Annotated in this window: 22 protein-coding genes and 2 tRNA genes; 19 read left to right on the top strand and 5 right to left on the bottom strand. The window is 33.1% G+C overall.

What is annotated here, in order from left to right; translation table 11 throughout:
• The first annotated feature begins 40 nt into the window (after positions 1–40).
• From AC3IPI_RS12450 to AC3IPI_RS12530, 17 genes are all read left to right on the top strand, one after another.
• On the top strand, positions 41–445 hold the full coding sequence (locus AC3IPI_RS12450) for a GNAT family N-acetyltransferase (protein ID WP_489153017.1): 405 nt from the start codon (positions 41–43) through the stop codon (positions 443–445).
• A 185-nt stretch (positions 446–630) separates the two neighbouring features.
• Complete coding sequence (locus tag AC3IPI_RS12455; RefSeq protein WP_489153019.1) at positions 631–2205, top strand: glycoside hydrolase family 10-like protein; 1575 nt, start codon at positions 631–633, stop codon at positions 2203–2205.
• Positions 2189–3724: an MFS transporter gene (locus tag AC3IPI_RS12460; RefSeq protein ID WP_489153021.1), complete on the top strand. Its 1536-nt coding sequence runs from the start codon at positions 2189–2191 to the stop codon at positions 3722–3724. The genes AC3IPI_RS12455 and AC3IPI_RS12460 overlap by 17 nt, the downstream gene beginning before the upstream one ends.
• A gap of 23 nt (positions 3725–3747) precedes the next feature.
• Positions 3748–4089 carry a hypothetical protein gene (locus AC3IPI_RS12465; RefSeq protein ID WP_039113874.1) on the top strand — a complete coding sequence of 114 codons (342 nt, stop codon included), beginning with the start codon at positions 3748–3750 and terminating at the stop codon, positions 4087–4089.
• Between the two features lie 28 nt (positions 4090–4117).
• Positions 4118–4570, top strand: coding sequence for a GNAT family N-acetyltransferase (locus AC3IPI_RS12470; protein ID WP_039113875.1), 453 nt, complete (start codon positions 4118–4120; stop codon positions 4568–4570).
• The gene (locus AC3IPI_RS12475) at positions 4570–6180 is read left to right on the top strand and encodes a glycoside hydrolase family 3 protein (protein WP_489153024.1); all 1611 of its coding nucleotides are present in this window, start codon (positions 4570–4572) and stop codon (positions 6178–6180) included. Before AC3IPI_RS12470 ends, AC3IPI_RS12475 begins: the two co-directional genes overlap by 1 nt.
• A 135-nt stretch (positions 6181–6315) precedes the next feature.
• Positions 6316–6954 carry a peroxiredoxin gene (locus AC3IPI_RS12480; RefSeq protein WP_039113877.1) on the top strand — a complete coding sequence of 213 codons (639 nt, stop codon included), beginning with the start codon at positions 6316–6318 and terminating at the stop codon, positions 6952–6954.
• Between the two features lie 170 nt (positions 6955–7124).
• Positions 7125–7433: a thioredoxin family protein gene (locus tag AC3IPI_RS12485; RefSeq protein ID WP_489153026.1), complete on the top strand. Its 309-nt coding sequence runs from the start codon at positions 7125–7127 to the stop codon at positions 7431–7433.
• Between the two features lie 121 nt (positions 7434–7554).
• Entirely contained in the window at positions 7555–7812 is a 258-nt protein-coding gene (locus AC3IPI_RS12490) for a DUF6952 family protein (protein WP_035621165.1), read from the top strand.
• 670 nt (positions 7813–8482) lie between these two features.
• Positions 8483–8980 carry a thiol peroxidase gene (tpx, locus tag AC3IPI_RS12495; RefSeq protein ID WP_489153028.1) on the top strand — a complete coding sequence of 166 codons (498 nt, stop codon included), beginning with the start codon at positions 8483–8485 and terminating at the stop codon, positions 8978–8980.
• 10 nt (positions 8981–8990) lie between these two features.
• Positions 8991–9371, top strand: a complete 381-nt coding sequence (locus AC3IPI_RS12500; protein WP_039113880.1) for a diacylglycerol kinase — start codon at positions 8991–8993, stop codon at positions 9369–9371.
• A gap of 22 nt (positions 9372–9393) precedes the next feature.
• Positions 9394–11844: a DNA translocase FtsK gene (locus AC3IPI_RS12505; protein WP_489153030.1), complete on the top strand. Its 2451-nt coding sequence runs from the start codon at positions 9394–9396 to the stop codon at positions 11842–11844.
• Positions 11845–11847: 3 nt separating this feature from the next.
• Positions 11848–12537: an outer membrane lipoprotein periplasmic chaperone LolA1 gene (gene lolA1 / locus AC3IPI_RS12510; RefSeq protein ID WP_039113882.1), complete on the top strand. Its 690-nt coding sequence runs from the start codon at positions 11848–11850 to the stop codon at positions 12535–12537.
• Between the two features lie 7 nt (positions 12538–12544).
• Positions 12545–13996 carry an LptF/LptG family permease gene (locus tag AC3IPI_RS12515; protein WP_489153033.1) on the top strand — a complete coding sequence of 484 codons (1452 nt, stop codon included), beginning with the start codon at positions 12545–12547 and terminating at the stop codon, positions 13994–13996.
• Between the two features lie 2 nt (positions 13997–13998).
• Entirely contained in the window at positions 13999–15132 is a 1134-nt protein-coding gene (ribB, locus tag AC3IPI_RS12520; RefSeq protein ID WP_035624622.1) for a 3,4-dihydroxy-2-butanone-4-phosphate synthase, read from the top strand.
• Positions 15133–15137: 5 nt separating this feature from the next.
• Positions 15138–15527 (top strand): acyl-CoA thioesterase, encoded by a 390-nt coding sequence (locus tag AC3IPI_RS12525; protein WP_489153035.1) that lies wholly within the window; start codon positions 15138–15140, stop codon positions 15525–15527.
• A gap of 160 nt (positions 15528–15687) precedes the next feature.
• Positions 15688–15775 (top strand) — tRNA-Ser (locus AC3IPI_RS12530).
• A 188-nt stretch (positions 15776–15963) separates the two neighbouring features.
• Here AC3IPI_RS12530 and AC3IPI_RS12535 read toward each other — a convergent pair.
• Entirely contained in the window at positions 15964–16584 is a 621-nt protein-coding gene (locus AC3IPI_RS12535; protein ID WP_489153037.1) for a terpene synthase family protein, read from the bottom strand.
• Positions 16585–17581: 997 nt separating this feature from the next.
• Between AC3IPI_RS12535 and AC3IPI_RS12540 the strand changes: the two genes are divergently transcribed.
• A tRNA-Ser gene (locus tag AC3IPI_RS12540) sits at positions 17582–17669 on the top strand.
• Positions 17670–18053: 384 nt separating this feature from the next.
• Here AC3IPI_RS12540 and AC3IPI_RS12545 read toward each other — a convergent pair.
• The 4 genes from AC3IPI_RS12545 to AC3IPI_RS12560 all read right to left on the bottom strand — a co-directional run bounded on the left by AC3IPI_RS12545 (position 18054) and on the right by AC3IPI_RS12560 (position 25625).
• Entirely contained in the window at positions 18054–20039 is a 1986-nt protein-coding gene (locus tag AC3IPI_RS12545) for an FAD-dependent oxidoreductase (RefSeq protein ID WP_489153039.1), read from the bottom strand.
• Between the two features lie 46 nt (positions 20040–20085).
• Positions 20086–21804, bottom strand: coding sequence for an alpha-keto acid decarboxylase family protein (locus AC3IPI_RS12550; protein ID WP_489153041.1), 1719 nt, complete (start codon positions 21802–21804; stop codon positions 20086–20088).
• A gap of 79 nt (positions 21805–21883) precedes the next feature.
• Positions 21884–23254 (bottom strand): heme-binding protein, encoded by a 1371-nt coding sequence (locus AC3IPI_RS12555; RefSeq protein ID WP_489153043.1) that lies wholly within the window; start codon positions 23252–23254, stop codon positions 21884–21886.
• A gap of 874 nt (positions 23255–24128) precedes the next feature.
• Positions 24129–25625 (bottom strand): T9SS type A sorting domain-containing protein, encoded by a 1497-nt coding sequence (locus AC3IPI_RS12560; RefSeq protein WP_489153045.1) that lies wholly within the window; start codon positions 25623–25625, stop codon positions 24129–24131.
• 431 nt (positions 25626–26056) lie between these two features.
• Between AC3IPI_RS12560 and AC3IPI_RS12565 the strand changes: the two genes are divergently transcribed.
• A complete protein-coding gene (locus AC3IPI_RS12565; RefSeq protein ID WP_489153047.1) occupies positions 26057–26335 on the top strand; it encodes a hypothetical protein in 279 nt (92 codons plus the stop codon).
• The last annotated feature ends 103 nt before the right edge of the window (positions 26336–26438 follow it).

Below are 26438 nucleotides of genomic sequence, written 5' to 3' on the forward strand. Positions count from 1 at the left end.
TCTAATTTTGGGTTCTTGTCCAAGTTAAAGAAAAGTAATTATGATAATCAAGGAAATTCCAGCTTCAGAAACTTGGGAAATCAGGCATAAAGTGATGTGGCCCGATATGCCTTTTGAATTTGTACAATTAAAGGAAGACGATTTAGGTGTACATTTTGGGCTATATAATGAATCTGAACTCGTTGCTATCGTTTCTTGTTTTGAGGATAACGAGGAAATGCAATTTAGGAAACTAGCAACATTAACAGAACAACAAGGGCAAGGTTATGCAACAAAGCTTTTAGAATATATTTTGCAACGTGCTAAAACTAATGGTATAAAACGAGTTTGGTGTAATGCGAGAGTAAACAAAAAGTCTTTTTACGAGAAATTTGGATTAATAGATACTCAGATAACCTTTTTTAAGTCAGGGCAGGAATTTACCATAATGGAAGTAGGACTATAAAATCAAATTTGACTCTTAACGAAAACAATTATATTTGGTTCATATATAGTTGTTTAATTAAATGTAGATTCTGTTTAGGTTTATTAATGCTTACATTTCTGTAAGTTATAAATTTTTATTAATAAATTATCCTGTAAACTTCACTAAAAAAACTATTTTTGGTTTCTGTATAAATTAAGATTGAAATGCATAAAAATCAGCACGTAATATTATTTTTTTTATTTTTTATATTTTCAGGGTGGAGTGTAACCGCTCAGAAAAAAGAACAACATCCTAAAAATGAATTTAGAGGAGTCTGGATTGCGACCGTTGTTAATATTGACTGGCCTAAAAGTAAAATAGATGGTGGAGAAAAACAAAAAGCTGATTATCTCGAAATTCTGGATACTTACAAAAAACTAAATTTTAATGCTGTAATTGTACAGATACGAAGTGTTGGAGATGCTTTTTATCCTTCAGAGTTAGCACCTTGGTCGCGTTATTTGACAGGAAAAGAAGGTCAGGAACCAAAACCAAATTACGATGTTTTGGCTTGGATGATTGAGCAAGCACATGCAAGAGGATTTGAGTTCCATGCCTGGATGAACCCATACAGAGCTGCATTCGACTTAAAAAAAGATAGTTTAAGCCCAAATCATGATATAATCAAACATCCAGAATGGATGATAGAATATGGAGGAAGAATATATTATGATCCAGCCTTGCCCGAAGTTCAGAAGCATTTAACTACGATTGTAGAAGAAGTTGTAGAGAATTATGATATTGATGCAATACATTTTGATGATTATTTCTATCCTTATGCAGTTCCTGGAAAACAATTTAATGATACAGCTTCTTATAAAAAATATGGGAATGGTGTTAGTCTAGCCGATTGGCGTAGAGCTAATGTGAGCAGCTTTGTTCATACTATTTCGACAACGATAAAAACATGTAAACCTTGGGTACAATTTGGGATTAGCCCTTTTGGGGTTTGGCGTAATAAATCTAAAGATCCAAAAGGTTCAGATACACAATCGACATCTAATTATGATGATTTATACGCAGATCCTGTTTTATGGATGGATAACAAATGGATCGATTACATAATACCTCAACTGTATTGGAGTATGAATAATCCGAGAGCTAATTATTCTAAACTAGTAAAGTGGTGGTCAGAAAACTCTAATAATGTTGCTATTTATATCGGGCATAGTCCGTATAAAATTAGAGCCGATAGTGATAAAAGTTGGAATCTTGCAACAGAAATTCCTAATCAGGTTGATTATGCCAGAAGTTTTAGTAACGTTACCGGAAGTGCTTATTTTAGTGCAAAACTGCTTATAAATAAAAACCAGGATGTAGTACGCCTTTTGGCAGAGAATCAATATAAATATCCTGCGATTCCGCTTGCAGTTCCTAATCTTAGAAAGGTAGTGGCTGATGTTCCTACAGTAAGTGAGTTTACAAAAGATAGTGTTAATTACTCATTTAAAGTTACCTATCCGCAGAATACCAAAGTACGTTACATTGTAGTTTATGGTGCCGAAAGTGAGGCAAAACTTGATATAAATGACGCTACACAAATTATAGATAAATTGACAGTTCATGAAATTGATGGTTCTATTTATTTTGTTCTTTCAGAGCGAACAATGAAAAAGTACAAAGCTTGCGCAATCACATTTATCGATTATTATGCAAACGAAAGTACTCCAACTATTATAGATTTAAAAAAAGGATTTAAAATAAACGTAGCTGAAATAACAGATGAAAACAGAAAATAAACCTTGGTTTTGGATTCCATTCTTGAATTTTGCATCTGGATTGCCTTATGCGGTAATTATTTCGGTTTCGGTACTTATGTACAAAAACTTAGGGATTACAAATGAAGATATTGGTGTTTATACCAGTTTATTATACCTGCCTTGGGTAATTAAGCCATTATGGAGCCCGTTTATAGAGTTGAACGGAACCAAAAGAAAGTGGTTTTTATCGATGCAATTAATTATATCGATTGCGTTTTTAATTGTCGGATTCACCATTCCGCTAAATAATTTCTTCATATTAACCTTAGCCATATTTTGGGTTGCGGCTTTTGCCTCGGCATCTAATGATATTGCGAGCGATGGGTTTTATTTATTGGTTTTACCCAAAGAGCAACAATCTTTTTTTCTCGGAATCCGAAGCACATTCTACAGACTTTCGATGTTGGCAGGAAACGGCTTGATAGTCCTTTTAGCAGGTTATCTGGAGCACAAATACGGAGATAATCGCAAAGCATGGTCATATACGATGATTTTTGTTGGTTTATTAATGACATTTATAACGACATACAATTATTTCTCGACACCAAGAACAGAAACTAATGCAGCAGGAACTGCTAAAGAAATTGCAGATCAAAGTTTTGCTTCCGTTTTTGCAAGTTTCTTCAGAAAAAAACAAATTGTACTAGCACTTGCATTTATCTTATTATTTAGATTAGGAGAATCTCAATTAATGAAAATGCTAACGCCATTTTTAGTAGATCCAATAAAATATGAATTAGTCGAAACAAGTTCAGATGAAAGTCAGGTTAAAGCTTTAGCAATTTATAATTCAAAAATTAAGACAGGAGAAAAATTATCTGATGATGAATTAAAATTAATGTATTCGAAATTACCAATTCAGGTTGAGAAAAGAAATTCGAAAAATCTATTACAAGAGGTAGAAAATAAAGATGCAAAAGAATATAAAAGCCTAAATAAACCCAGGATAGATTTTGTAAATCAATTAGTAGCTAGCAAAGGAAGCAATAAAACAATTGAAAAAGGCGGAATGGGATTAGATACCGAAGACATTGGTTTAATCTACGGAACCTTCGGATTAATTGCATTAATGCTTGGTGGGGTTTTAGGCGGAATTGCTATCTCAAAGCATGGACTTACTAAATGGATGCTTCCTATGATCCTAACAATGCACTTACCTATTATTGGTTTTATATTGTTGGCTTATTTTCATCCATCCTCTATTTATTATATCTATGCAGTTGTAATTGTAGAACAGTTTGGCTACGGTTTCGGATTTGCAGCCTTTATGATGTATTTAATTTATGTTGCCGAAGGAGAATCAAAAACGTCACATTATGCTATTGCAACAGGATTTATGGCACTAGGAATGATGTTACCAGGAATGGTAAGCGGATATATTCAGGAATATTTAGGATACGGAAATTTCTTTATATGGGTATTTTTGGCAACAATTCCGGGAGTAATACTTTCCCGATTTTTATTCTTTCCAAAAGACTTTGGTAAGAAGATAGAATAAGATTTAATTAGAATATAACGCCCATGGAAATCAATGAAAACATACAGGTTGAACGTAACCTGAAAGCAATTGAATTTGAAAAAGCAGGAGAGATTGAAAAAGCAATTGCGTTATACGAAGAAAATAGTAATGAAGGTTTTAGAGGAAATCACTCTTATGATAGATTGGCAACTATTTATAAAAACCAAAATGATGTAGATAATGAAATTCGAGTGTTAGAAAAAGCCATTCTAATTTACGAAGAAATTACGCTCGAAGATAGAATTGAAGGAATGCCAAAACTTTTTAGGTTTAAAAACAGACTAGAAAAAGCATTGCAAACCAAAGCACTACTTGCAAAACAGAAGAAAAAGAAGCTTAAATAAAACAGGAATTTTATAGTTTTTTATCATCATGATTACATTAAAAAGAACAACATCAGACAATATAGATTTTACAAATCTGGTTTATTTACTAGATCAGGATTTAAAAATTAGAGATGGAGATGACCACGATTTTTATAATCAGTTTAATAAAACCGATAAAATAAAACATGTAGTTGTGTATTATGAAGATGGAGTGGCCGCAGGTTGTGGCGCTTTTAGGAGATATGATGACCAAACTGTCGAGATTAAAAGAATGTTTGTACATCCCGATTACCGCAAAAAAGGAATCGCATATAGAATTCTAGCCGAATTAGAACTTTGGGCTTCAGAAATAGAATACAAACAAACCATATTAGAAACTGGCATAAACCAACCAGAAGCTATATCGCTATACAAAAAAGCAGAATATTCAATAATACCAAATTATCCTCCGTATGATGTTATGGATAATAGCGTATGCATGAAAAAAACAATTAACTAATGAGCAAAATACCACAAACATTGCAACAAAAAGTAGGACAGTTTTTCTTTCCTGCAGTTTTTATAAATGATACCGAAGAAAATATTCAGGAAACTGAACGATTAATACGAGAATATAACATCGGCGGATTGACGTTTTTTCATAGTCGAGCCAGTGCTGCAACAAACTACGAGGGCAACAAAAAAATCGTTTTTAACGATGATAGTTATAAACAGTTAAAAGAGAGAATAGAGCGTTTCCAGAAATGTGCTCCAACACCACTTTTAATAAGTATTGATGCCGAGTGGGGATTAGCAATGCGTGTAGAAAAAACACCACAATATCCTTATGCAATTACCCTTGGAGCTTTGCCAGAGAGCAAATCAGATTTGGTTTACGAAGTAGGAAAACAAATAGGGCAAGACCTTAAATCGGTAGGGATTCAGTATAATTTATCACCATTGGCCGATATAAATAATAATCCAGATAATCCAGTTATAGGGTATCGTTCATTTGGAGAGAACAAAGAAAAAGTTTCCCATTTTGCTTTAGAATACCTAAGAGGAATGTCAGATGTTGGAGTTTTAGGTTGTTTAAAACATTTCCCCGGACACGGAAACACCAATGTAGATTCACATTTGGGATTACCAGTTCTAAAAGAAACATTAGAAGAATTATTAGAAAACGAATTATATCCATTTATAAAAGGAATCGAGCATAATGTCGATTCTATTATGATAGGACATCTTGCAGTTCCAGCTTTAAACTCAGGAAAAGATACCTCAGCAACATTATCAAAACCTATTATCGAAACCTTATTACGAGAACAATTAGGTTATGACGGATTAGTGATTTCGGATGCATTAAATATGCACAGCGTATCAAAATTATATGATGTAAAAGGACAACTAGAGTGGGAAGCATTTAATGCAGGAAACGATGTGTTGTGTTTTGCCGAAAATGTACCCGAAGGAATTCAGGCAATTCTAGAAAATGCTTCGCCAGAACGTATCGAAGAAAGTTTTAACAGAATCTGGAAATGCAAAGAAAAAGCAGGAATCCTTAATGAGGCAGAAGCAGGTTCAGGAATTTTAGATTTTGAAAAAACAGCTTTATTAAACGAAAAAATAGCACAAAACAGTATCACAAAAATTATAGATAATTCTACTACCGAAACTGTTTTTAAAGCACATGCAAATAATACACTTGCCAAATTAAGCTTATACAAAAGCGTAGACAATGATTTCTTTAAAACATTAAATACACAATTAGCGAGCCCTGAATTTGCAATCGAAGTAGGTAATACTACAATTTCTTCAGTAGAACAGGATTTAGAACCATTCGATACAATTATCATTTCGTTATTTGTACCAAAAGCAAAACCACTTAATAATTTCGATATCGAAGAATCGGTTTTAGAACTTTTAGGGAAATTATTGAAAACCAAAAAATGTATACTTTACGTTTTCGGGAACCCGTATGTTTTACCAATAATTCCTAATGCAAAACAAGCTTTAGGACTTATCGAAGTATATCAGGATTTTATTACGTTTCAAAAAAATGCAGGAATTCAACTTTTAGAAAATTCTAATTGTATAGGGAAATTACCGGTAAATATTGAGCTTCAATAAATTATAAAAACACATTTTTCTGTCATAGCTAAAGTTTATTAATGGATAAATTTTTATAATCACATCCTATTGCTTCCGGATGGGTTTATACATTACTTTTGCATCAAATAAATAATTAACTTAAAAACGAAAGATATGTCTTTAGTAGGAAAAAAATTCCCAAGTATTGCAATTGATGCCATCTCAGAAATGGGAGATAATTTAAAAATCAATATTTTTGAAGAAGCAGTAAACAAGAACAAAAAAGTACTTTTGTTTTGGTACCCAAAAGATTTTACTTTTGTATGTCCAACAGAATTACACGCTTTTCAAGCTGCATTGCCAGAATTTGAAAAAAGAAATACAATCGTAATCGGAGCTTCATGTGATACAAACGAAGTACACTTTGCTTGGTTAAACACTCCAAAAAATAATGGTGGAATTGAAGGGGTAACTTACCCAATCTTAGCTGATACAAACCGTAACTTATCTAACATTTTAGGAATTTTAGATATTGATTCTACAGAATACAGCGAAGAAACAGATTCAGTTATCATCGAAGGTTCAAACGTAACTTACAGAGCTACTTACCTAATTGATGAAACAGGAAAAATTTTCCACGAAAGTGTTAACGATATGCCATTAGGTCGTAACGTAAACGAGTACTTACGTATGGTAGATGCTTACACACATATCCAGGAAAAAGGAGAAGTTTGTCCTGCAAACTGGGAAGCTGGTAAAGAAGCAATGAGCGCAGATAGATTAAGTACAGCTGAGTATTTAAGCGCAAACTAATTTTTTTTAAGGTTCTAAGGTTCAGGGTTGCAAAGTCTCTAAGATTTAAACTCGAGCACAATAGAATCTTAATAAATTACAATCTCAAAATAAAAAGTCACAAGGTTCTAAGGTCTAAAACTTAGTACCTTAGAACCTTTGCGACTTTGAACCTTTAAAAAACAAAAGAAATGTTAATCGAATTAAATGAAGATACTTTAGCAGATTTAGTTGCTAAAAATGAGAAAGTTGTCGTGCAATATTCGGCTTCTTGGTGTGGAAATTGCCGCATAATGAAACCAAAATTCAAAAAATTAGCTACAGAAAATGAAGCATTAACTTTTGTATTGGTAGATGCCGAAAATTCACCAGAATCAAGAAAATTAGCTAATGTGAGTAACTTACCAACATTTGCAACATTTGTAAATGGTAAATTGGTAAACGAAACACAAACCAACAAACAAGAAGTATTAATCGAGTTAGTAAACGAGATTCTTTAAAGTTTTTTTAGTTTAATGTTTAAAGTTGACGAACTTAACAGTTAAACTTCATCGAGCAATTTTTACTCGCAAACTTTGAACCTTAAACTTTTTAAAACCTTAAACTTTAAACAATAAAAAAATGAAATTACCAGTAATAAAACAATTAACGCAGTTTATAGAAGAAAACGATCAGGATTATATCATCGAAACTATTGAAGTTTTGGAGGCAATGACCGAAATTCCATCATTAAAAGATGAAGAATTAGATGTAATCGGCGAATTGATTTCTAATATGTACGGAGCATTAGAAGTGCATAAAATGGTAGTTCAGGGAACTGATAAAAAAGAAGCATTAAATACGTTTATGAAACGTGTTTTAGGATCAATCGATAAATAATTATTAGGCTTAAAAGGTTAAAAAAAATAATTATTATTAAAAACGCATTCTTAACGGGGTGCGTTTTTTTATTGCCTATAATCAAGCTTTGGGCGAGCCACCATTAAAAAAAGGGGCAAACCAAGCAAATCTACATACGCCCCTTTCCTTAATGCTGTAGGGCTGTGTGCGCTACTTCGGTAGCCAGCGACCATCCCTCTCGCGGAGAAAAGAGAAGAAAGAAAAGAGAAGAAAGAAAAGAGAAGAAAGAAAAGAGAATAGAAGAAAGAGAATAGAAATAGAGTATAAGCTATATCTAGAATAGAGTATATACTATTAAATAAAATTAGTAATGATATCGCAACTGTAGAGGCGCACCGCAGTGCGTCTCCGCAATCAAAATCCACAAAGTTTCAGCGCTAACCTTTGTCAAAGTTCAAAACCAAGTTCCTTACAGCCTTGGCTCAAAACTTTGACAAAGGTCTAGCCAATCAAAGTCATTGCAAGGAACGAAGCAACCACACTAATAAAAGTAAACTTTGCAGAACATTGAAACGAGCAGATTAAACAAGATTGCTTCGTTCCTCGCAATGACGAATGTGTACTCGGAAACAATCCCTAAACCGATAACAAATTCTTTTAGATTCAAATTTTAATCCTTACTTTTGAACCTCATAAAAAAACAAACAACATGGCATCAATAACATTAGGAGGAAATCCAATTCATACATCAGGAGAATTACCAAAAGTAGGTTCACAACTAACTGATTTTAAATTAGTACAAAATGACCTTTCGGTTGCTTCATTGAGCAATTTTGCAGGTAAAAAATTAGTTTTAAATATTTTTCCAAGTATCGATACAGGAACTTGTGCAACTTCAGTTAGAAAGTTTAATGAGAATGCAAGTAATCTAGAGAACACTACAGTTTTATGTATTTCTAGAGATTTACCATTTGCTCAAAAACGTTTTTGTGGTGCAGAAGGATTAGAGAATGTAGTTAATTTGTCGGATTTTCAAGAAGGAGCTTTTGGTAAAGCAAACGGATTAGAAATTGTTGACGGACCATTAACAGGTTTACACTCAAGAGCGATTATTGTTGTTGATGAAAACGGAAAAGTTACACATACAGAACAAGTTGCAGAAATTGCAAATGAGCCTAATTACGAAGCTGCATTAGCTGCACTATAAAATCCAAAGAATGGAATTTAAAAAAGATAATTCTTTTTTTAAAGGAAGATTAAAAAGCGTTACCTATGCTTATAAAGGAGCTGCAAAGCTTATAAGCACAGAGCATAGCGTAATGGTGCAATTTTCATTAGGAATCATAATGACAATTGCTGGATTTTATTTTCATATTACAAATACCGAATGGCTTTTTCAAATATTAGCCATCGGTTTAGTATTAAGCGTGGAAGGATTGAATACGGCTGTAGAAAAAGTAGCCGATTTTATTCATCCTAATTATCACGAAAGAATAGGTTTTATTAAAGATATTGCTGCAGGCGCAGTGTTTTTTGCAGCAATGACAGCAATAGCAATCGGATTAACAATATATATACCATATATACAAAATATTTAAGCGGTTAGCACCCAAAATAAGAATGGCAAAAACAACAAAAAAAGAAACTGTAGACAATAAAAATAAATCCAAATCTGAGACAGTTACGTCTAAGAAAATGACCAAGCAACAAAAAATTGTCTTGGGATGCCTTTTGGTATTATTTTCCGTTGCATTATTAGTTGCTTTTATTTCCTTTTATATCTACGGACAATCAGATCAGAGCGCATTAACAGCACTTACTGATCGAAGCGAACCTGTGCAAAACTGGCTCGGAAAATTCGGGGCTTATTTAGCCGATTTATTGGTTTACCAAGGATTCGGATTAGCCTCTTTTATATTTGTTCGTTTATTTTTCTTAACAGGAATGTTTCTGATTTTGGAGCTTTCGCTAAGAAAACTTAAAAACATCTGGTTTTGGGATTTATTTGTCATTATTATAATATCAATATTGTTTGGTTTTTTTGCCACATCGGCACCAGAGTTAGGCGGAACGATAGGGTATGAGCTTAATTTGTTTTTACAAGATTATATAGGTAAAACAGGAACTTTGTTAAGTTTGCTTTTTGGATTGATTATTTATTTAATCTTCAAAATAAAAATATCACCAGATAAGATTCAAGCCTTTTTTGATAATACCAAAAAAGAACTTCGTTCAGGTTTAAATTCATCATCTTCATTAAATACAGATAAAGGAGCTTATAATTTAGAAGAATTTGCGATTGATGAAAATGAAGAGTTAGATAATATCCATTTAAAAACTCCAGATTCTCAATTCGAAATTAATAAAGAAGCTTTAAAGCCAACGATTGCTCACTCATCAGAGATAAATTTGGATCCGGTTATAAAGCCAATCAAAATGGATGTTGCGTCTAAAGCACCTGAAGTTGTTGCTTCGCACGATGAGTCTTTTGTAATAGAACAAGCTCCGGAAGAAGATATAATCGAAGAAAATTTAGCATCACGTTTAGTTGCCGATTTTGGTTTGTTTGATCCTACTTTGGATTTATCTAATTATAAATTCCCTACAATCGATTTATTAAAAGAATATTCTACTGGAGGAATTACAATCAATCAGGAAGAATTAGAAGAAAATAAAAATAGAATTGTAGATACACTTCGAAACTATAAAATCGAAATTGCACAGATTAAAGCCACAGTAGGTCCATCGGTAACATTGTATGAGATTGTACCAGAAGCTGGAATCAGAATTTCGAAAATTAAAAGTCTGGAAGACGATATTGCATTGTCATTATCGGCATTAGGAATTCGTATTATTGCACCAATTCCAGGAAAAGGAACAATTGGTATAGAAGTTCCTAATAAGAACCCAACAATGGTTTCGATGAAAAGCGTTATTGGTTCGGCTAAATTTCAAGAAGCTGAAATGGAATTGCCAATTGCTTTGGGTAAAACAATTTCTAACGAAACATTTGTTGTCGATTTAGCCAAGATGCCTCACTTATTGATGGCTGGAGCTACGGGACAAGGAAAATCGGTTGGATTAAATGCAGTTCTTACTTCATTATTATATAAGAAACACCCAGCCGAAGTAAAATTTGTTTTGGTGGATCCTAAAAAAGTGGAGTTAACATTATTTAATAAAATCGAAAGACATTATCTGGCTAAACTTCCAGATACCGAAGATGCAATTATTACCGATAATGCAAAAGTTGTAAATACATTAAATTCACTTTGTGTTGAAATGGATAACCGTTATTCTTTATTAAAAGATGCAATGGTTAGAAATATCAAAGAATACAATGATAAATTTAAAGCTAGAAAATTAAATCCAGAAGCAGGACATAGATTCTTACCTTATATTATTTTGGTAGTCGATGAGTTTGCCGATTTAATTATGACAGCAGGAAAAGAAGTTGAGGTTCCTATTGCTCGTTTAGCGCAATTGGCTCGTGCTATTGGTATACACTTAATAATCGCGACACAAAGACCATCGGTTAACGTAATTACAGGTTTGATAAAAGCCAATTTCCCTGCGAGAATAGCCTTTAGAGTTACCTCAAAAATCGACTCGAGAACTATTTTAGATACGCAAGGAGCAGATCAGTTAATAGGACGTGGAGATTTATTATATACCAACGGAAACGATGTTGTTCGTGTACAATGCGCCTTTATCGATACACCAGAGGTTGAAAAAATTACTGATTTTATTGGTTCACAAAAAGCATATTCTACTGCTTATTTGCTCCCAGAGTTTGTAGGGGAAGAAACTGGCATTAATCTTGATATGGATATTTCCGAAAGAGATACTTTATTTAGAGAGGCTGCCGAGATAATTGTGAATGCCCAACAAGGTTCGGCCTCATTATTACAAAGAAAATTAAAGCTGGGTTACAACCGTGCAGGTCGATTGATAGATCAATTAGAAGCTGCAGGAATTGTAGGTCCATTTGAAGGTAGTAAAGCCAGAAGTGTAAATATTTTAGATTTAAGTTCTCTTGATCAATTTTTTAACAATGAACAAAACAATTAAATCATGAAATCAACGATTCAAAACTTCAAAAAAAATAATGTAAACGGCCTTACGAAAAAGGTTTTTCAAATTGTTTTTTTATTCCTTGTCACTTTTTCTGTTCAGGCCCAAGATAAAAAAGCCAAAGAATTATTGGATCAGGTAACTGCAAAAGTAAAAAGCTACGATAATATCGTAATCGATTTTAAATATACTCTGAATAATGCCAAAGAAAACATTAATCAGGATAGCAAAGGAAATGTAACTATAAAAGGAAATCAGTTTGTATTGAATTTTATGGGTGTTACCAAAATATTCGACGGACAAAAAACATATACAATTGTTCCTGAAGACGAGGAAATTACGATTTCTAAAGTTAACGAAAAAGATGATAATGCAATTACACCTTCAAAAATGTTGACTTTTTTTAATTCTGGTTATAAGTATGCAATGGATATTGTTCAGAACGTAAAAGGAAGAAAAATTCAATACATAAAATTAAATCCAACAAGCGCTAAAGACCAGCGTAAAGAGATTCTTTTGGGGATTGATGTGCAAACAAAGCATATTTATAATTTAATCGAAATGGGTAAAAACGGAACAAAAACTACTTTAACCGTTAATTCTTTTAAAACCAATCAGCCATTATCAAAAAATCAGTTTACCTTTGCGCAAAGTAAATATCCAAATTACTACATCAATAAACTAGACTAATTACGGGTTGAAAATACTAGACAAATACTTACTAAAAACTTTCCTTCTTACATTTACTACTGTATTTGTAATTCTATTCTTTATATTCATTCTTCAAACTGTTTGGCTATTTATAGCCGAATTAGCGGGTAAAGATTTGGATTTATTTTTGGTTCTTAAATTCTTATTGTTTTCGATGCCTCGAATTATACCGTTGGTATTGCCGTTATCGGTTTTACTGGCTTCGATTATGACATTCGGAAATCTGGCTGAAAACTATGAGTTTGCAGCAATGAAAGCTTCGGGTATTTCGCTACAGCGAGCTATGAGAGGTTTAATAGTGTTTATCTGTTTTTTAAGTATTGTTGCCTTTTTCTTTGCAAACAATGTAATTCCTTACGCTGAATATAAATTTATTAATTTTAGAAAAAGCATCGCGCAAGCTAAGCCCGCAATGGCTATAGCCGAAGGACAATTTAGCGATGTTGGTTTTTATAATATTAAGGTAAATAAAAAATCAGGCGAAAACGGAAATAAGCTTACAGGAGTAACCATTCATGAAAAAGCAAATAATAGTGGTGAAAATAAAACCGTTATTAAATCTAAAACTGGTGAATTAATAAGTAATGATAAATCTAGTATTCTTCAGTTAGTTCTTAATGATGGTTACTATTACCAAGATGTAACGCCTAAGAAATACGAAGACAGAAGTAAAATGCCTTTTATAAAAGGGAAATTTAAAAAGCAAATCATCAACATCGATTTGTCCGAATTAAATAAAGTAGATGATAGTCAGGAAATAGGTAATACAAACGGAATGCTAAATGCTAGTGAATTGCGTTATACGCTGGATTCATTAAGTAAAAATTTAGATACCGAAATACTTTCTTTTTCAGAAAATATCAATCAAAAAGTGGGTATTGCCAAAGGTATACCAACTGCTAAATTAGATAAAAAGAAAAAACCTTTGCCAAACGATATTTTATCACTCTATGCCAATGATAAAAAGTCGGAAATACTTAAAGTGGCAAGTAGTAATCTTACAAGCGCAATGTATTCTATTGACGCTACAAAAAATGAATTAAAAGAGAAACAACGAAATATTAACCGTCATCTTACGGCGCTTTACGAGAAATTCGTGATTGCTTTTGCTTGTTTTTTAATGTTTTTTATTGGTGCACCACTCGGGGCAATTATCCGAAAAGGAGGACTTGGATTACCAATAGTTTTTGCAGTTTTGATATTTATTACTTTTCACTTTATCAATACTTTTGGAAAAAGAATTTCACAAGAAGACGGATTAACTCCTTTTATGGGAGCTTGGATGTCTACTTTTATACTTACACCATTAGCCGTTTTGTTAACTTATCGTGCTACAAACGATATTGGTTTAATTAATATGGATACTATTTTGGCTCCATTGAACAAGTTATTTAAAAAACTCTCTGAGAAGTTTATTCCTTCTCAAAACAAAACCTAATTATGTCAACAAATAAAATACAACTCAACACCATTGAAGAAGCTATTGAAGCTATTCGTCAAGGTGAAGTAATCATTGTAGTAGATGATGAAGATCGCGAAAATGAAGGTGATTTTCTTGCTGCAGCCGAAAAGGTAACACCAGAAATGATTAATTTCATGGCAACACACGGACGTGGATTAATTTGCGCGCCATTAACAGAAAGTCGTTGCAAAGAGTTGGATTTAAAACCAATGGTTACCAATAATACAGATCATATGGAAACTGCTTTTACAGTTTCGGTTGATTTAAAAGGGAATGGAGTAACTACAGGAATTTCTGCTGCCGATAGATCTCTGACTGTATTTGCATTAACAGATCCTAATACAAAACCATATGAACTAGCAAGACCAGGACATATTTTTCCTTTGGTAGCTAAACAAGGTGGTGTATTAAGAAGAACAGGACATACTGAAGCAGCTATCGATTTTGCAAGACTAGCAGGATTTAAACCAGCGGGTGTAATTTGCGAAATTTTAAATGAAGACGGAACTATGTCTCGTTTACCTCAACTTGTAGAAGTTGCTAAAAAATTCAATTTAAAATTGGTTTCTATCGAAGATTTGGTAGCATATAGAATGCAACACGATAGTTTGATTGTAAAAAAAGAAGATTTTGATATAGAGACTCGTTTCGGAACTTTCCGTTTAAGAGCTTATGAGCAAACAACAAATAAGCAAATTCATATTGCTTTAACAAAAGGAACTTGGAGTTTGGGTGAATCTATCCTTACCAGAATTAATTCATCTCAGGTAAATAATGATTTATTAGGTACTTTAACTAATAATCCAGAACAACAATTGGATGATATGTTTAAGGTTATTAATGAGAACGGTAAAGGCGCAGTATTGTTTATTAATCAGGATATGCAAGCTGTAAATTTATTAAACCGTATTGCTGAGCTTAAGACATTACAATCTCAAGGAGTAATGAAAGCACCAAAAGTAATCATTGATAGTAAAGATTACGGAATAGGAGCACAGATCCTACATGATATTGATATTTCTAAAATTAGATTGGTATCAAATACGGAACAAACTAAACGTGTTGGTATGATAGGTTACGGTCTTGAAATAACAGAATACGTAAGCTACTAAGTGATATGGAGACATTTGAAGAAAGAATTGTAAAATCTGAAACACGTATATTTAAAGCTGTTTTTCCGAGTACAACGAATCATTATGATACTTTATTTGGGGGAACTGCACTTCATCTTATGGATGAAGTTGCTTTTATTTGTGCTACCAGATTCAGCCGAAAGAAAGTGGTAACGATTTCAACTGGACAAATTGACTTTAAAAAAGCAATTCCGGCTGGAACATTAATTGAATTAGTTGCAAAAGTTGATAGTGTTGGGAGAACAAGTTGTAAAATTCATGTAGATATTTTCATGGAACAAATGTACTCTGAACTTCGCGAGACGGTAGTTTCAGGTACTTTTTCGTTTGTTGCGGTTGATGAAAATAAAAAACCAATCCCGATTATGGACTAATTTGCAAATTAGCGCAAAATTATTTTAAAAGAGAAATACTGATAATTAGGTAGTTGAAAATTAATTTAAAATAATCATCAAAAAAGCTCTAAAAAAGTTTTGAGAACCGAAAAAGCGTCTTATATTTGCACTCGCAATCAGGAAATGAAAGCGACATACTGGAGAAATGGCAGAGCGGTCGAATGCGGCAGTCTTGAAAACTGTTGACTGTAACAGGTCCGGGGGTTCGAATCCCTCTTTCTCCGCCAGTATTTAAAACCCGAAACGAAAGTTTCGGGTTTTTTGATTTTATGACTTTTCTAGTTTTATTTCTTTTAATTGTATGGAATATAGAAAGGGATCATGTTCAAAAGGGATCAGGATCAAATCTTGGGGATTAAGCAAAAAGATTAGATAATCTGAACAAGAAGAAATCAGTGTATATTATTATCAAACATTAACTATACCTAACTTGGTATCGTTTACTATACTTATTCCATATATATATTCCAGCCACGAAATGGAGTATATTTTTACCAATATCAGTATTATTTGCTAAGTCAACCATTTGGAGCTTATTCATTAAAACATATGTTTTATCCAACGTTTGTTTAAATTGCTCAGTATAAATATCATTAAAAGTTTCTCCTGTTTGCTTACACTTGATAAGAATCCAGTTGCCAGGATCTTCTTCTTCTATTTCCTTCCAAACGGAAAGATGGTCATTCATCATTACGCCCCATTCATCAACATCACGCATAATATCGAATACCAAATCAAATTCCTTACGGTCAAACCTGTCCTCTATTATCCATATTGCATATGTGTACATTCTCAAGAGAATTACGTCTCTGCGATTTTCAAGGTATTCATTAAAAGATTGTGACCATCGGTCTACTTTGTGTTCAGTCTGACAGCCTTCAAAAAACTCGACCATGATCAATAGATAATATTTTTTTAAATAATCATCTACTCCAGATAGAAATCCGATCATTGCTTTTATAAATTCGAGGATACTTGTAGGTAACGTCGGATCAGGATTTAATGTTTTTAGACATTTGATTGCGAAATTTGTCATAAAATTTTTATCACCTTGGGAGGAATCATCTATATCGATAAGGGTTACTGTTAAAACAAAGTTTAAAAATAATTTATCATAATTTTTACTTGTTGGGAAGAAATATATTGGAACATATACCAAGTCTTCGTGACATCGTGGACTTGTTTTTTCATACTGTTTAAACCATTTCATAAATCTGCTCCTTAAAGGGAGATGATATGGATTTATTTTGAAATACTCAGTCAGTATAACTTCAACAGGATCTTCAAATGAAGGATCATAACTTTTAATTTCATTCCGAGTGATTTTTCGGAGTTGTTCAAAAAAAGAAGGATTTGGGAGCGTGTTGTTTTGCATAAAAATGATTTTTTAAAAGGTTAGAATTTATACAGGGTCTAAAGAAAATTAATGAAATTATATTTGTTCTAGTTTTTCTTATGCTTCAGCTCAGTTTCCAATGCTAATCATTCGTGTAAAGTGGAGCATAAACTGTGATAATTCTTAGCTCAATAAAGCCAGAGATACTCTGTGAATTCATTGATTTTTTATAATTGTTGCATGATGAGAGGGAGACAAAGTTGTGAAAGGATATTTAAATTTATTGCAGATCAGCTCCAGAGTGCTAAAATTTGTGTAATTTATAATTATTTGATTTTGAATTAATTAGATATACTAATTTAAAAAAATATTTAATGTGAAATTATTTTTTTTTCATTGAAAATAGATGTTTAATGCAAAAATATTTGAAGCACTATATTCATGTAAATTATTTAAATCAAAAAAAATATTTATCCACAGATTTTAGATATGGTTCAGTCTCTTAGTCTTTTAAACATAAATTTGATGTTGAACTTATTGCTTTTAGATTGATAAACTTTTACTACTTCACATGATTTTTAGGTAGCTTAAATTCTGGCAAACGATTTAATTTTATTGTATTTGGAAATTCGATTAGTTATAATCAAAAAAGCGTCTTATATTTGCACTCGCAATCAGGAAATGAAAGCGACATACTGGAGAAATGGCAGAGCGGTCGAATGCGGCAGTCTTGAAAACTGTTGACTGTAACAGGTCCGGGGGTTCGAATCCCTCTTTCTCCGCCAGTATTTAAAACCCGAAACGAAAGTTTCGGGTTTTTTGCTTTTATGGCTTTTCTTATTTCTGCTCTTTGTCTTGTCAGACATGATTTATTTGATACATTAGAAAGTAAACTACTAGGCTTGATTCCTGTTTGTTGGTATGGATCAGGCAGAAGTTATTGCATCCATTGTTGGAAATCTTGTAATGGTGTTTTGACTTTTTTGTCCATTTTCTGAGACTATAAAAAATTATTCATAGTAACTATATTTAATGGGTTGGAAAAGAACGATCTTTTCCAACCCATTAGATCTGGTGTTGTATTACCTCTTAGAGATTCTCTTTTGTCACCTCATTTGTTAGTGTAAAAAGTTTTTGGGCTTTCTTACATAGTTACAGTTTTTAGAGTATTACTCTGGAGAAATAAATGGATAGTATTTTTCATCTATAATTGGTTCAATGCCGAAAAAATCATTAAGAACAGATTCGGCTGTACAAAAAGCACCTTCTACCCAAGCCTGATCATTTGAGTACGTTTCACCAACTATAAAAATATCGCAATCTGTTTTTGGAACAAGTTGTGATGGTTTTCTAATTTTTCTTTGCACATCACCTAAATTATAATGTGATTTATAGGCATGGTAACCCGCATTAAAAGGAGGGAGCGACCAGTCCATATACTTAGTTTCTAAAGGTTCTGGTACAGCAGAATAATCTGTCTGTGGTCCAAAATGTAATGCCGCCAATTGTGAGCGAAGCATTTTTACCATTACAGGTGTGGCCTTTCTCGGTCCTTCGAGTGGTTGGCAATCTCTGGATTCAGGAATTTTACGTGTTGCTTTTGGACCGAGTTCTAAAGCTTTCCAGAATGTTGAATATTGGATATCATCATAACTGGCAAGAATACCATACACTTTATCTCCTTTTTCATTTCTGGCATTATCACCAAAATAAACTACTTGTCGGATAGGCATATCAGTAATACTTGGCCCAATGGTATCTAATTCGGCTACAGTTAAAATTTGGCTTTCTTGTTTAAAAGTTAGGCGCTCTTGGATTGCATTTTCTACAGCAGTAATAAAACTGGCTTTATCGTTAAACGGAATACCTATAATAGCTGGATTATTTATTTTATTTAGATATTCAGCAGGGAAATTCTCTTTTTTTAATTTAGCTATTCCCTCCAGTGTCAGAAAGTAACTTGTTAGTTTGGCAGGATAAGTTGGACCTCCGTCTGGTGTTTCTCTCCACCATGGAGTCTTGAAAAACATACCTATTTTGTATGAAGGTTCCATGATTACAGATTCTAAATACAACTGAACTTTTTCGTGATTTAATACATCTAAACCTTCTGCATCGGAATATCTAGTTGCTTCAGCTACTAATTCTATGGCTGCTCTTGGCATTGCAAGAAATGCAGCATCACATTTTTTACTTTCTGCAAGTTTATCAGGAGATTCACGTTTTGCTGTTGTAAAATGTATTCCTGACTTGGTATGTAAAATAGAACGCAATCGTGTATTTGGATAATAATTGAGAGTAATCCCTTTTTGTTTTGCTAGTTTTTCGACTTCTTCAAATAAGGAATCAAATAAGCTCGAATATCCTTTTATTAAAGTTTTGTATTCTGTTCCTGGAGTAAACTCGTCATTGACATTAAAGGACTGTGCACTATTGCTGTTTACTACGTTTGAACTATAGCCATTACCATCAGATAAATAGCTGAATCCTTCTTGTCCAAGCATATCATAACCGAGATTCCAGTACCCAATTTCTTTTAGCAAATCTCCTTTTTTGAAGATTGAACTTTCAGGCATTTCAATATTAATTTTTCCATCTTCATAAAATTTGCACCACTCTCTTCGGGTAACTGGTCCAGAATCTTGAGTAATAGCTACAGATTGTATGACTGTAAATCCATCATCTGGTGGAGCATCTTCGCCGTAATTGTTTGCAGCATAAGGAGCTGGCTGGTTAGAAGTAACATCTGATATATACATGTTTTTAGAACGCAAAGACATTAGTGGGTCTGCAGATTCATTAAAAGGAATTGAATCTTTCTTTAAATCTAGTTTTTCTATGGCTTTAGTTACTAAGCGATGCCCCGGTCCTTTAGGGGTTCCGTCCCAATACAAATATCTCATACCACCCAATTCTAGGTACGAATTATCTTTATTGTCTTTATAGTGCCATGTACAAACACGTGCTCCAGGTTCTCTGGTTCCAGGGTTTTTTTTAGAAAAATCGTATTTTCCCCAGTCGTAGAGTTCTAATATATCCCCTTTGACAAGCAATTTTTCGTTTTTTTTGTTTTTGGAAGTTCCGTCAAGTAATCTCCAAGCGGTATAGAGTCCAGCTGCACCAGCTCCAAAAATTGAATATGTTTTTGTACTCATGATTATATGTTTTTAAAATTTTTATTCGATTGTTTTGTGATTGCTTTTATTCATTACCCAATCTTGCCATTTGCTGCGCCAGATCTTTTTGAGGAATTACAATTTCGACTAAGGTTGGGAGATGAGTTTTCTTTTTGAGATTAAGTAGTACTTCGTTTAGCTCAGTAACTGTTTCGGCTCGGTAGCTGTTTGCACCAAATGCTTTGGCTAGTGCCTGATAATCCCATTTTGGAAGAATATCAAACGCATCAAACTTATGAGATGGTCCTGCTTTAAATGCATCTATATTTACATATACTTGCTCTATGGCATATACTCCGTTACTCATTACAAAGAGTATTGAGTTGATATTGTATTTTACAAGAGTCGAAAGTGATTGTGCTACCGTCATAAAACCACCATCGCCAGCTACAGTCCAGGCTTGTTTACCACTCCCAAGTTGCGCACCAGATGCAGCGCCGGTTTCAAAACCAATACATTGCCAAGCAGCCGAAGAAATATATGCATTCTTAGATAATCCGTAGATATTAGTTGCCACATACATGGAGGTGCTTACACCAAAAGTCATAACAATATCGTCTAACATTTTGTTCTTTTTTAAGAAAGATACCGTATGTTCAAAAAAACGGTTAAACGTTATTACTTCGGGTGTTTTATCATATTTAGGATCTGAATTGGATATCCAGGGTGCTGGGAATTTTGGTTGAGCTGGCGCCACAGTTTTTAAAGGATATGTTGCGGCTTTTTTAAAACGTTCTATTAATGCTTCGATAAAGTCTTTTAGGGTTACATTATTATACGTAAAATAACCAACTCTCATTTCTTGAGTGGTTGCCTGAATCATATCCGAAAATTTATTTTCGACCAACCATAAATAATCATCGGTAATGATAGTTCCCAGTGATAGAATACAATCAGAAGCTTCAACCAGTTTGATAACTTCGGGTATTGAAGCTTGATCAGAATATGTTCCTATAAATTTATCTCCTTTCTCATCCAGAACTGTTTTTCCTAGTGAAGTTGTAGTGTACAACATGCCACTTTCTTTAATAAGTTCTTCTAATTGATTTGATAAATCGTGTCGTAAGATTTCTACACCTGCAAGAATAAGAGGAGATTTTGCTTGACTAATTTGAGTCCAAGCTTGAGAAACTGCATTGTTAAGTGCTGCTACTTCACTTTTTATTATCAGTGGTGTTAGTTTTTTATTCGAAGGTTTGGGGCAAGGTTCGCCCCAAACTTCTTTAAAACATGCTATGTACACTGGTCGCTGGTGTGTAAGTGCTGCAATGATTAATTTATCGATTCTTTCGGGAGCATTTACAGAACTGCTTAGAGTCTCGGCTGCAACAGTTACTCTTTCGTAAATTTCCTGATCGGCATTGAGATTACCTGTAGAATGATGATAAAGTACGTTGTACATACTGCCTATTTGCCGGGCATCTGCTCCGGGAGTAGCACTAATTACAATAACTGGGCTACGCTCTACATAAGCTCCGGCAATAGCGTTTAATGCACTATAAGTACTTACTCCATATTGTAAGGAAACTGCGGCTAAACCTCGGGTACGAGCATAAGCATCTGCTGCATAAGAAGCATCTAATTCGTTTGAAGCTCCAATGGTTTTAATACCTTCAAAGTCTTCTAAGGCCTGCGTAAAGTGTTTTACATAATCGCCTGGGATTTGGAAAACTTCGGTAACATTTAATTGCTTGAGACGCGTGAGCAGATAATCTGCCACTGTAAATTCTTTTGTAGGTTTCATTTTTCTGATATTGTAGATTTGGAGACGTATTTATCTTTGGGTTATAAATACTTCATTTTAAAGTGTTTTTTTTAGTATTTTAAACTTTTATGCGTACTTGCAAACTACCAACGTTATCGGCTAATCCAGCTCCGCCTTTAGCATTTAAATCATCGTCAATACATAAACTTAATAGTCCAGTTTGTCCTGCAGGAGTTGTAACAGGGCCGTTTCCTATTAAGAATGGAGGATTTGTACCAATTTGACCTATAAGCGATCCCATATTTACACCTTGAAGTGGATAGAAGGGTAGATCTATCTTATAGCCTGAATATCCATTTGCGTCATATAAATTACCATTGTTTGTAGCAGGATCAGCAGTCCATAGGCCTGAATCGTAATTTATACTTATTGGTTTCCCTGGTTGTACAGTAATTCCTGTATTTTGCCATGGTAATTTTGCATCGACCTGTACATACGTTTCCACAAGTTGTAAAGTGTTAGCATCAATATGTGAAAACTGTTTTGGATAACTATTAATCTCAAACTGTAAAATAATATTTTGAATGTATTGTAATTGAACAGTTCCGTTACTCAACGTTTCAATATACCAGGTAGTATCCATTGAAACTACTTTCCCAAAAGAAGCCTCAAAATGGATATTATTTATTCCGCCTCCTAATATTTCATTTGAGCTAACATTAATACTAGAATAGCTAACAACTGTGATGCCTTTGTCGTTCAATGATTTTAATTGGTTCGTTAAATAGGTTGATGGGTCAATAATATTAGGATCTGTAAACGGTAATTGAGTTCTATTTGCGGTTGGGAAAGTCGGATTTCCTGTTCCGGTAACAACTGGACCTCCTACCATTAAAACGGAAACTCCATGAGGTACCGAAATTTGTTTGTTGTACTGAACTTTTGGATCTTGTGCAGGAATTGAAGGGTTTTGAACATTGCCAGGACCATAAGGGCCTTCCATTTGTTGTCGTATAAAATGATATAACCAAGTGCCATTTTCGGCATGAATTAAAGTGTTTTCAATTGGCTGGCTTCCAGTTGGCAGGGCATTGTTTGCAATGTATACTCGTTGTTCATAAAACAACACTCCACTTGTTTGTGTAAAATTTCCCGCGCGATTTGGTGCTCCACCTGCTATAGGCGTAAATGTAATTTCTTCAAAATAAGGGAAGTTTTTAGTGATGTATCCATTTGGAGCATCTGTCTGAGGTAAGGGCATAACATTATAGCCCGTTGCAGCATCTCCGGTAGGGCTGTTCCAGGTACCAATAAGATTATTTAAAAGTCCGAGATTAATAGGCCCCACAACTGGTGGCTGATTAGTTGTTGATACAAGTGGCGTTGTAATGTCTGGAATTAATGCTACTGTACTTGCTTGTTGAGCTTGTAGAGCATTTTGAGCTTGATAAGGGCATGTTTTTTGTTCTAAGTCGATTGAATTTTCCATTTTTTTTATTTTTTTAGTTCCCTACTCATAAGGCTTTTCGGGTTACGCCACATTTATAAAGTGGTTTCTGAATTCCACTTTTTATTTCTTATTGATATAGTATAACACGCATAACTTTATAGCTAGGAGAAAAAAGTGATGCTGATACTTATGAAGTATTAATTAAAAAACATATTTTGAAAATAAATCTAGTTGGGGTTTATTTCATAATAAAGTTACTAGTACACAGTAGTTTAAAAGAAAAAAATGGTATGAATGCCGAATTTTTATCCATGGGAAACCGAAATAACAGCAGGAGATTACTTTTTAAATTTTAGAACATAAATTTTACTTAGTCTACCTTTAGAATTATTTTTACCGTCTCTGCTTAAAATAGATGATTATAAATTTTAAAATACTGTATTTGAGTTGTTTATAGTGTATTTAAAATTAGAAGAAATGCTGCACATTACAATAAGTATAATTACCTGTTTCTTTTTGAAATGTGTTTGTTGTGTCTTAATTTATTATTGAAACCTTAAATGTACATTTAGGATATGCCATTAATGAGAAGTAGAATAGTTTCGAAGTTTTAAATAATAAAATGTAGTTTTAAGTTTAGCAGTGATTGTATAGGGGAGTTGATTCTTGTATCAGAAATTGCTAAACAATTTTTTATCCTATGATGATTTACGAAGCTGAAAATGGTGTAATCCTTGCTTAAATTATATTTTGTAATCTTTATTTTTTCTGGGATTAAGAGTAAATATTTTGTAGTTTTTCTCCATAAAAGTTAAACCCCGAAACGAAAGTTTCGGTTTTTTTTGTTTTTATGACCAAGAGCAAAAAAGGATCAGGTGCAAAAGTTGAACTTTACGAAATATATAATTCAATATTATTTTTTGAGTATTTTAAACTTTCTCGATTCGCCGTTTTGTTTTACATCGATAACGTATAAGCCACTACTAATGTTTAGCTGAATATCAAGATCTTTTAATTCCGAAAAAGTTTTATTGTAAACCGATTTTCCTGTTAAATCATTAATGATTATTGAAACATTCTCTTGTGTTTCCTCTAACTCTACTTTAAAAGTATTTGTAAACGGATTTGGATAAAGTTTTATGGTATTAGAATTGAAGCTTGATATGCTTAGAGATGGTGTTGGTAAAGGGAAAAAAGCGTTATTGGTTGAGAAAAAACTAGCTCCTAAATATTCTGGTAAAGTAGCAATCCCGAATAGCATGGTAGAAAAATCAACACCAATGATTTCATTAGGTATCCAGGCTGTATTGCTTACACTATGTCTCCATAAAATTGGGTCAGTAGAATTTGGTAAAAGATACTTGCCTTTATTGTTGTCCCATAATGCAATTAAATCATTTTTACTATTAGGGTTTACAGGAATAAATCCAGCAATAATATGAGGTGATACAATCTGATCAGGATTGTCATTTATTGCATCTGCATGATAGGAGGACGAAATAGCTGAGCCAGCACCGCATCCCCATTGATAGGTATTTCCTCCCTGATTATTCCACCATTCTAAATCGGCTTGTTGCGCATTTTTAAAATACAGCATATAGTCATTAGAAGTCGTAAAGTAATTACAGAGATAATAATTGAACTGATGTGTAAATGAAGGCATAAAACGTGTAGCATTATCCGATAAAACTGGAATAGAATTATAATTTACTTTTGGTAATTGAGTTGGAGAGCTGTAATGATTATTCCACAATACATTCCCTGGTCCAGTAGGGGTTTTAGAGGCGTTTTTAGCCAACCAAGCGGCTATCATATATTCATTATAAGGCCAGGCAGAACCTGATACGCCAGTTCCGTTTGCATTCATTGATAAATAAATAGCTCCTCCTGAAGCATCAGAAATAGCAGCTTCAAAATCAATTGAATTCCACATTTCTAATGTGTACTTTGTGATTTCATCATTTTTAAAATACTTCATTGCAAATAATGCTCCCGACATTAGAATATCGGTATCGATAGTACTGTATTCAGAACCCCAAGCTTGTTGCCCTGTATCTATATCCATAAAATGTCTGTAATATCCATTAGATGTTCTGTCGGGTACAAAGCCCTGAGTATGTCCCGTTGCAGTTTTAAGCGTTGCTAAAGCCAAATCTTGTCCGTTAGTAATCCAGCCCATCGCGTCGGCAATGCTTATAGCGACTAATCCCATACCTGTATTAGCAGCTGATATCGGATGATAATCATTTCCGCTAAATAGTTTCGAATCTCTATACATTCCGTTTGGGAGTCTCTGAAGTTCAAATACTTTATAACTATTTCTAAACAGGATGTCAATAGTTGGATTAGATTGAGAGTAGGTTGGAGTAAAATAAATTGTTAGAACGAGAATTAGAGTAATTTTTTTCATAGTAATTAAGTTCTGTTGAATTATTATTTTCTAGATGTGGGGATATTTATAAATAATAAAAATGGTTATTTATTAGGAAAAAAAATCAAATTAATATTGTGTTTTATGTTGTATTTAATTGTTTATCAGTGTGTATTAGTAAATTTAGTTTTTTTTGTAGTTAATTTCAGTAAAAAACATGAAAAATATTGTTTCAGTTTGTTTTCTATCAAAATTTAAAATTGATTTTTCTGTGATATTGATAAAAAGATAATCGTGTCGCTTTTTTTATGGAGTTTATTGTTTTAAATAAAGGGTATAAATACCTAGTTGATTAGATGGGTTAATCGATATTTTTGGAAAATAAAATTTAAAAGTTATAGAATATGGTTTTCCGTAAAATAACATTAGAGAAAAATTTTACATTTGATTCAATCTTAAAATAAAAAATTATGACAAACTTTACTAAAACAGATATGTTGTATAAGAATGAGTACACATGGAAACGTGATAATGGAGATGGCTCTTATATAGGAAAAATAGATAGAGATAGGTTAGACAGAGATGAGGGATATGAAGTAAAAGATTTTGCAAATTCATATTTAAATAAGTATGTTATTTTTTCTAATGTCACGGACTTACACAAATTAGAAAAATTGATACGAAATAAATTGCCTTCAAATGTTGTAATGAAAAATGAAATTATTGATTTTTTGAAAAAAAACTGGTAAAAGTTTTTATAAATAAAAGACCTAATATTAAGATATTTAATATTAGGTCTTTTATTTATAAACTGATATAAGTATTTATTATAATTAATATTTTTTGAAGACC

The sequence above is a fragment of the Flavobacterium sp. GL_143 genome, from assembly GCF_057834355.1.

Coding starts and splice junctions, on each gene's coding strand:
- AC3IPI_RS12450 (WP_489153017.1), top strand. CDS start 41: ATGATAATCAAGGAAATTCCAGCTTCAGAAACTTGGGAAATCAGGCAT.
- AC3IPI_RS12455 (WP_489153019.1), top strand. CDS start 631: ATGCATAAAAATCAGCACGTAATATTATTTTTTTTATTTTTTATATTT.
- AC3IPI_RS12460 (WP_489153021.1), top strand. CDS start 2,189: ATGAAAACAGAAAATAAACCTTGGTTTTGGATTCCATTCTTGAATTTT.
- AC3IPI_RS12465 (WP_039113874.1), top strand. CDS start 3,748: ATGGAAATCAATGAAAACATACAGGTTGAACGTAACCTGAAAGCAATT.
- AC3IPI_RS12470 (WP_039113875.1), top strand. CDS start 4,118: ATGATTACATTAAAAAGAACAACATCAGACAATATAGATTTTACAAAT.
- AC3IPI_RS12475 (WP_489153024.1), top strand. CDS start 4,570: ATGAGCAAAATACCACAAACATTGCAACAAAAAGTAGGACAGTTTTTC.
- AC3IPI_RS12480 (WP_039113877.1), top strand. CDS start 6,316: ATGTCTTTAGTAGGAAAAAAATTCCCAAGTATTGCAATTGATGCCATC.
- AC3IPI_RS12485 (WP_489153026.1), top strand. CDS start 7,125: ATGTTAATCGAATTAAATGAAGATACTTTAGCAGATTTAGTTGCTAAA.
- AC3IPI_RS12490 (WP_035621165.1), top strand. CDS start 7,555: ATGAAATTACCAGTAATAAAACAATTAACGCAGTTTATAGAAGAAAAC.
- tpx (WP_489153028.1), top strand. CDS start 8,483: ATGGCATCAATAACATTAGGAGGAAATCCAATTCATACATCAGGAGAA.
- AC3IPI_RS12500 (WP_039113880.1), top strand. CDS start 8,991: ATGGAATTTAAAAAAGATAATTCTTTTTTTAAAGGAAGATTAAAAAGC.
- AC3IPI_RS12505 (WP_489153030.1), top strand. CDS start 9,394: ATGGCAAAAACAACAAAAAAAGAAACTGTAGACAATAAAAATAAATCC.
- lolA1 (WP_039113882.1), top strand. CDS start 11,848: ATGAAATCAACGATTCAAAACTTCAAAAAAAATAATGTAAACGGCCTT.
- ribB (WP_035624622.1), top strand. CDS start 13,999: ATGTCAACAAATAAAATACAACTCAACACCATTGAAGAAGCTATTGAA.
- AC3IPI_RS12525 (WP_489153035.1), top strand. CDS start 15,138: ATGGAGACATTTGAAGAAAGAATTGTAAAATCTGAAACACGTATATTT.
- AC3IPI_RS12535 (WP_489153037.1), bottom strand. CDS start 16,584: ATGACAAATTTCGCAATCAAATGTCTAAAAACATTAAATCCTGATCCG.
- AC3IPI_RS12545 (WP_489153039.1), bottom strand. CDS start 20,039: ATGAGTACAAAAACATATTCAATTTTTGGAGCTGGTGCAGCTGGACTC.
- AC3IPI_RS12550 (WP_489153041.1), bottom strand. CDS start 21,804: ATGAAACCTACAAAAGAATTTACAGTGGCAGATTATCTGCTCACGCGT.
- AC3IPI_RS12555 (WP_489153043.1), bottom strand. CDS start 23,254: ATGGAAAATTCAATCGACTTAGAACAAAAAACATGCCCTTATCAAGCT.
- AC3IPI_RS12560 (WP_489153045.1), bottom strand. CDS start 25,625: ATGAAAAAAATTACTCTAATTCTCGTTCTAACAATTTATTTTACTCCA.
- AC3IPI_RS12565 (WP_489153047.1), top strand. CDS start 26,057: ATGACAAACTTTACTAAAACAGATATGTTGTATAAGAATGAGTACACA.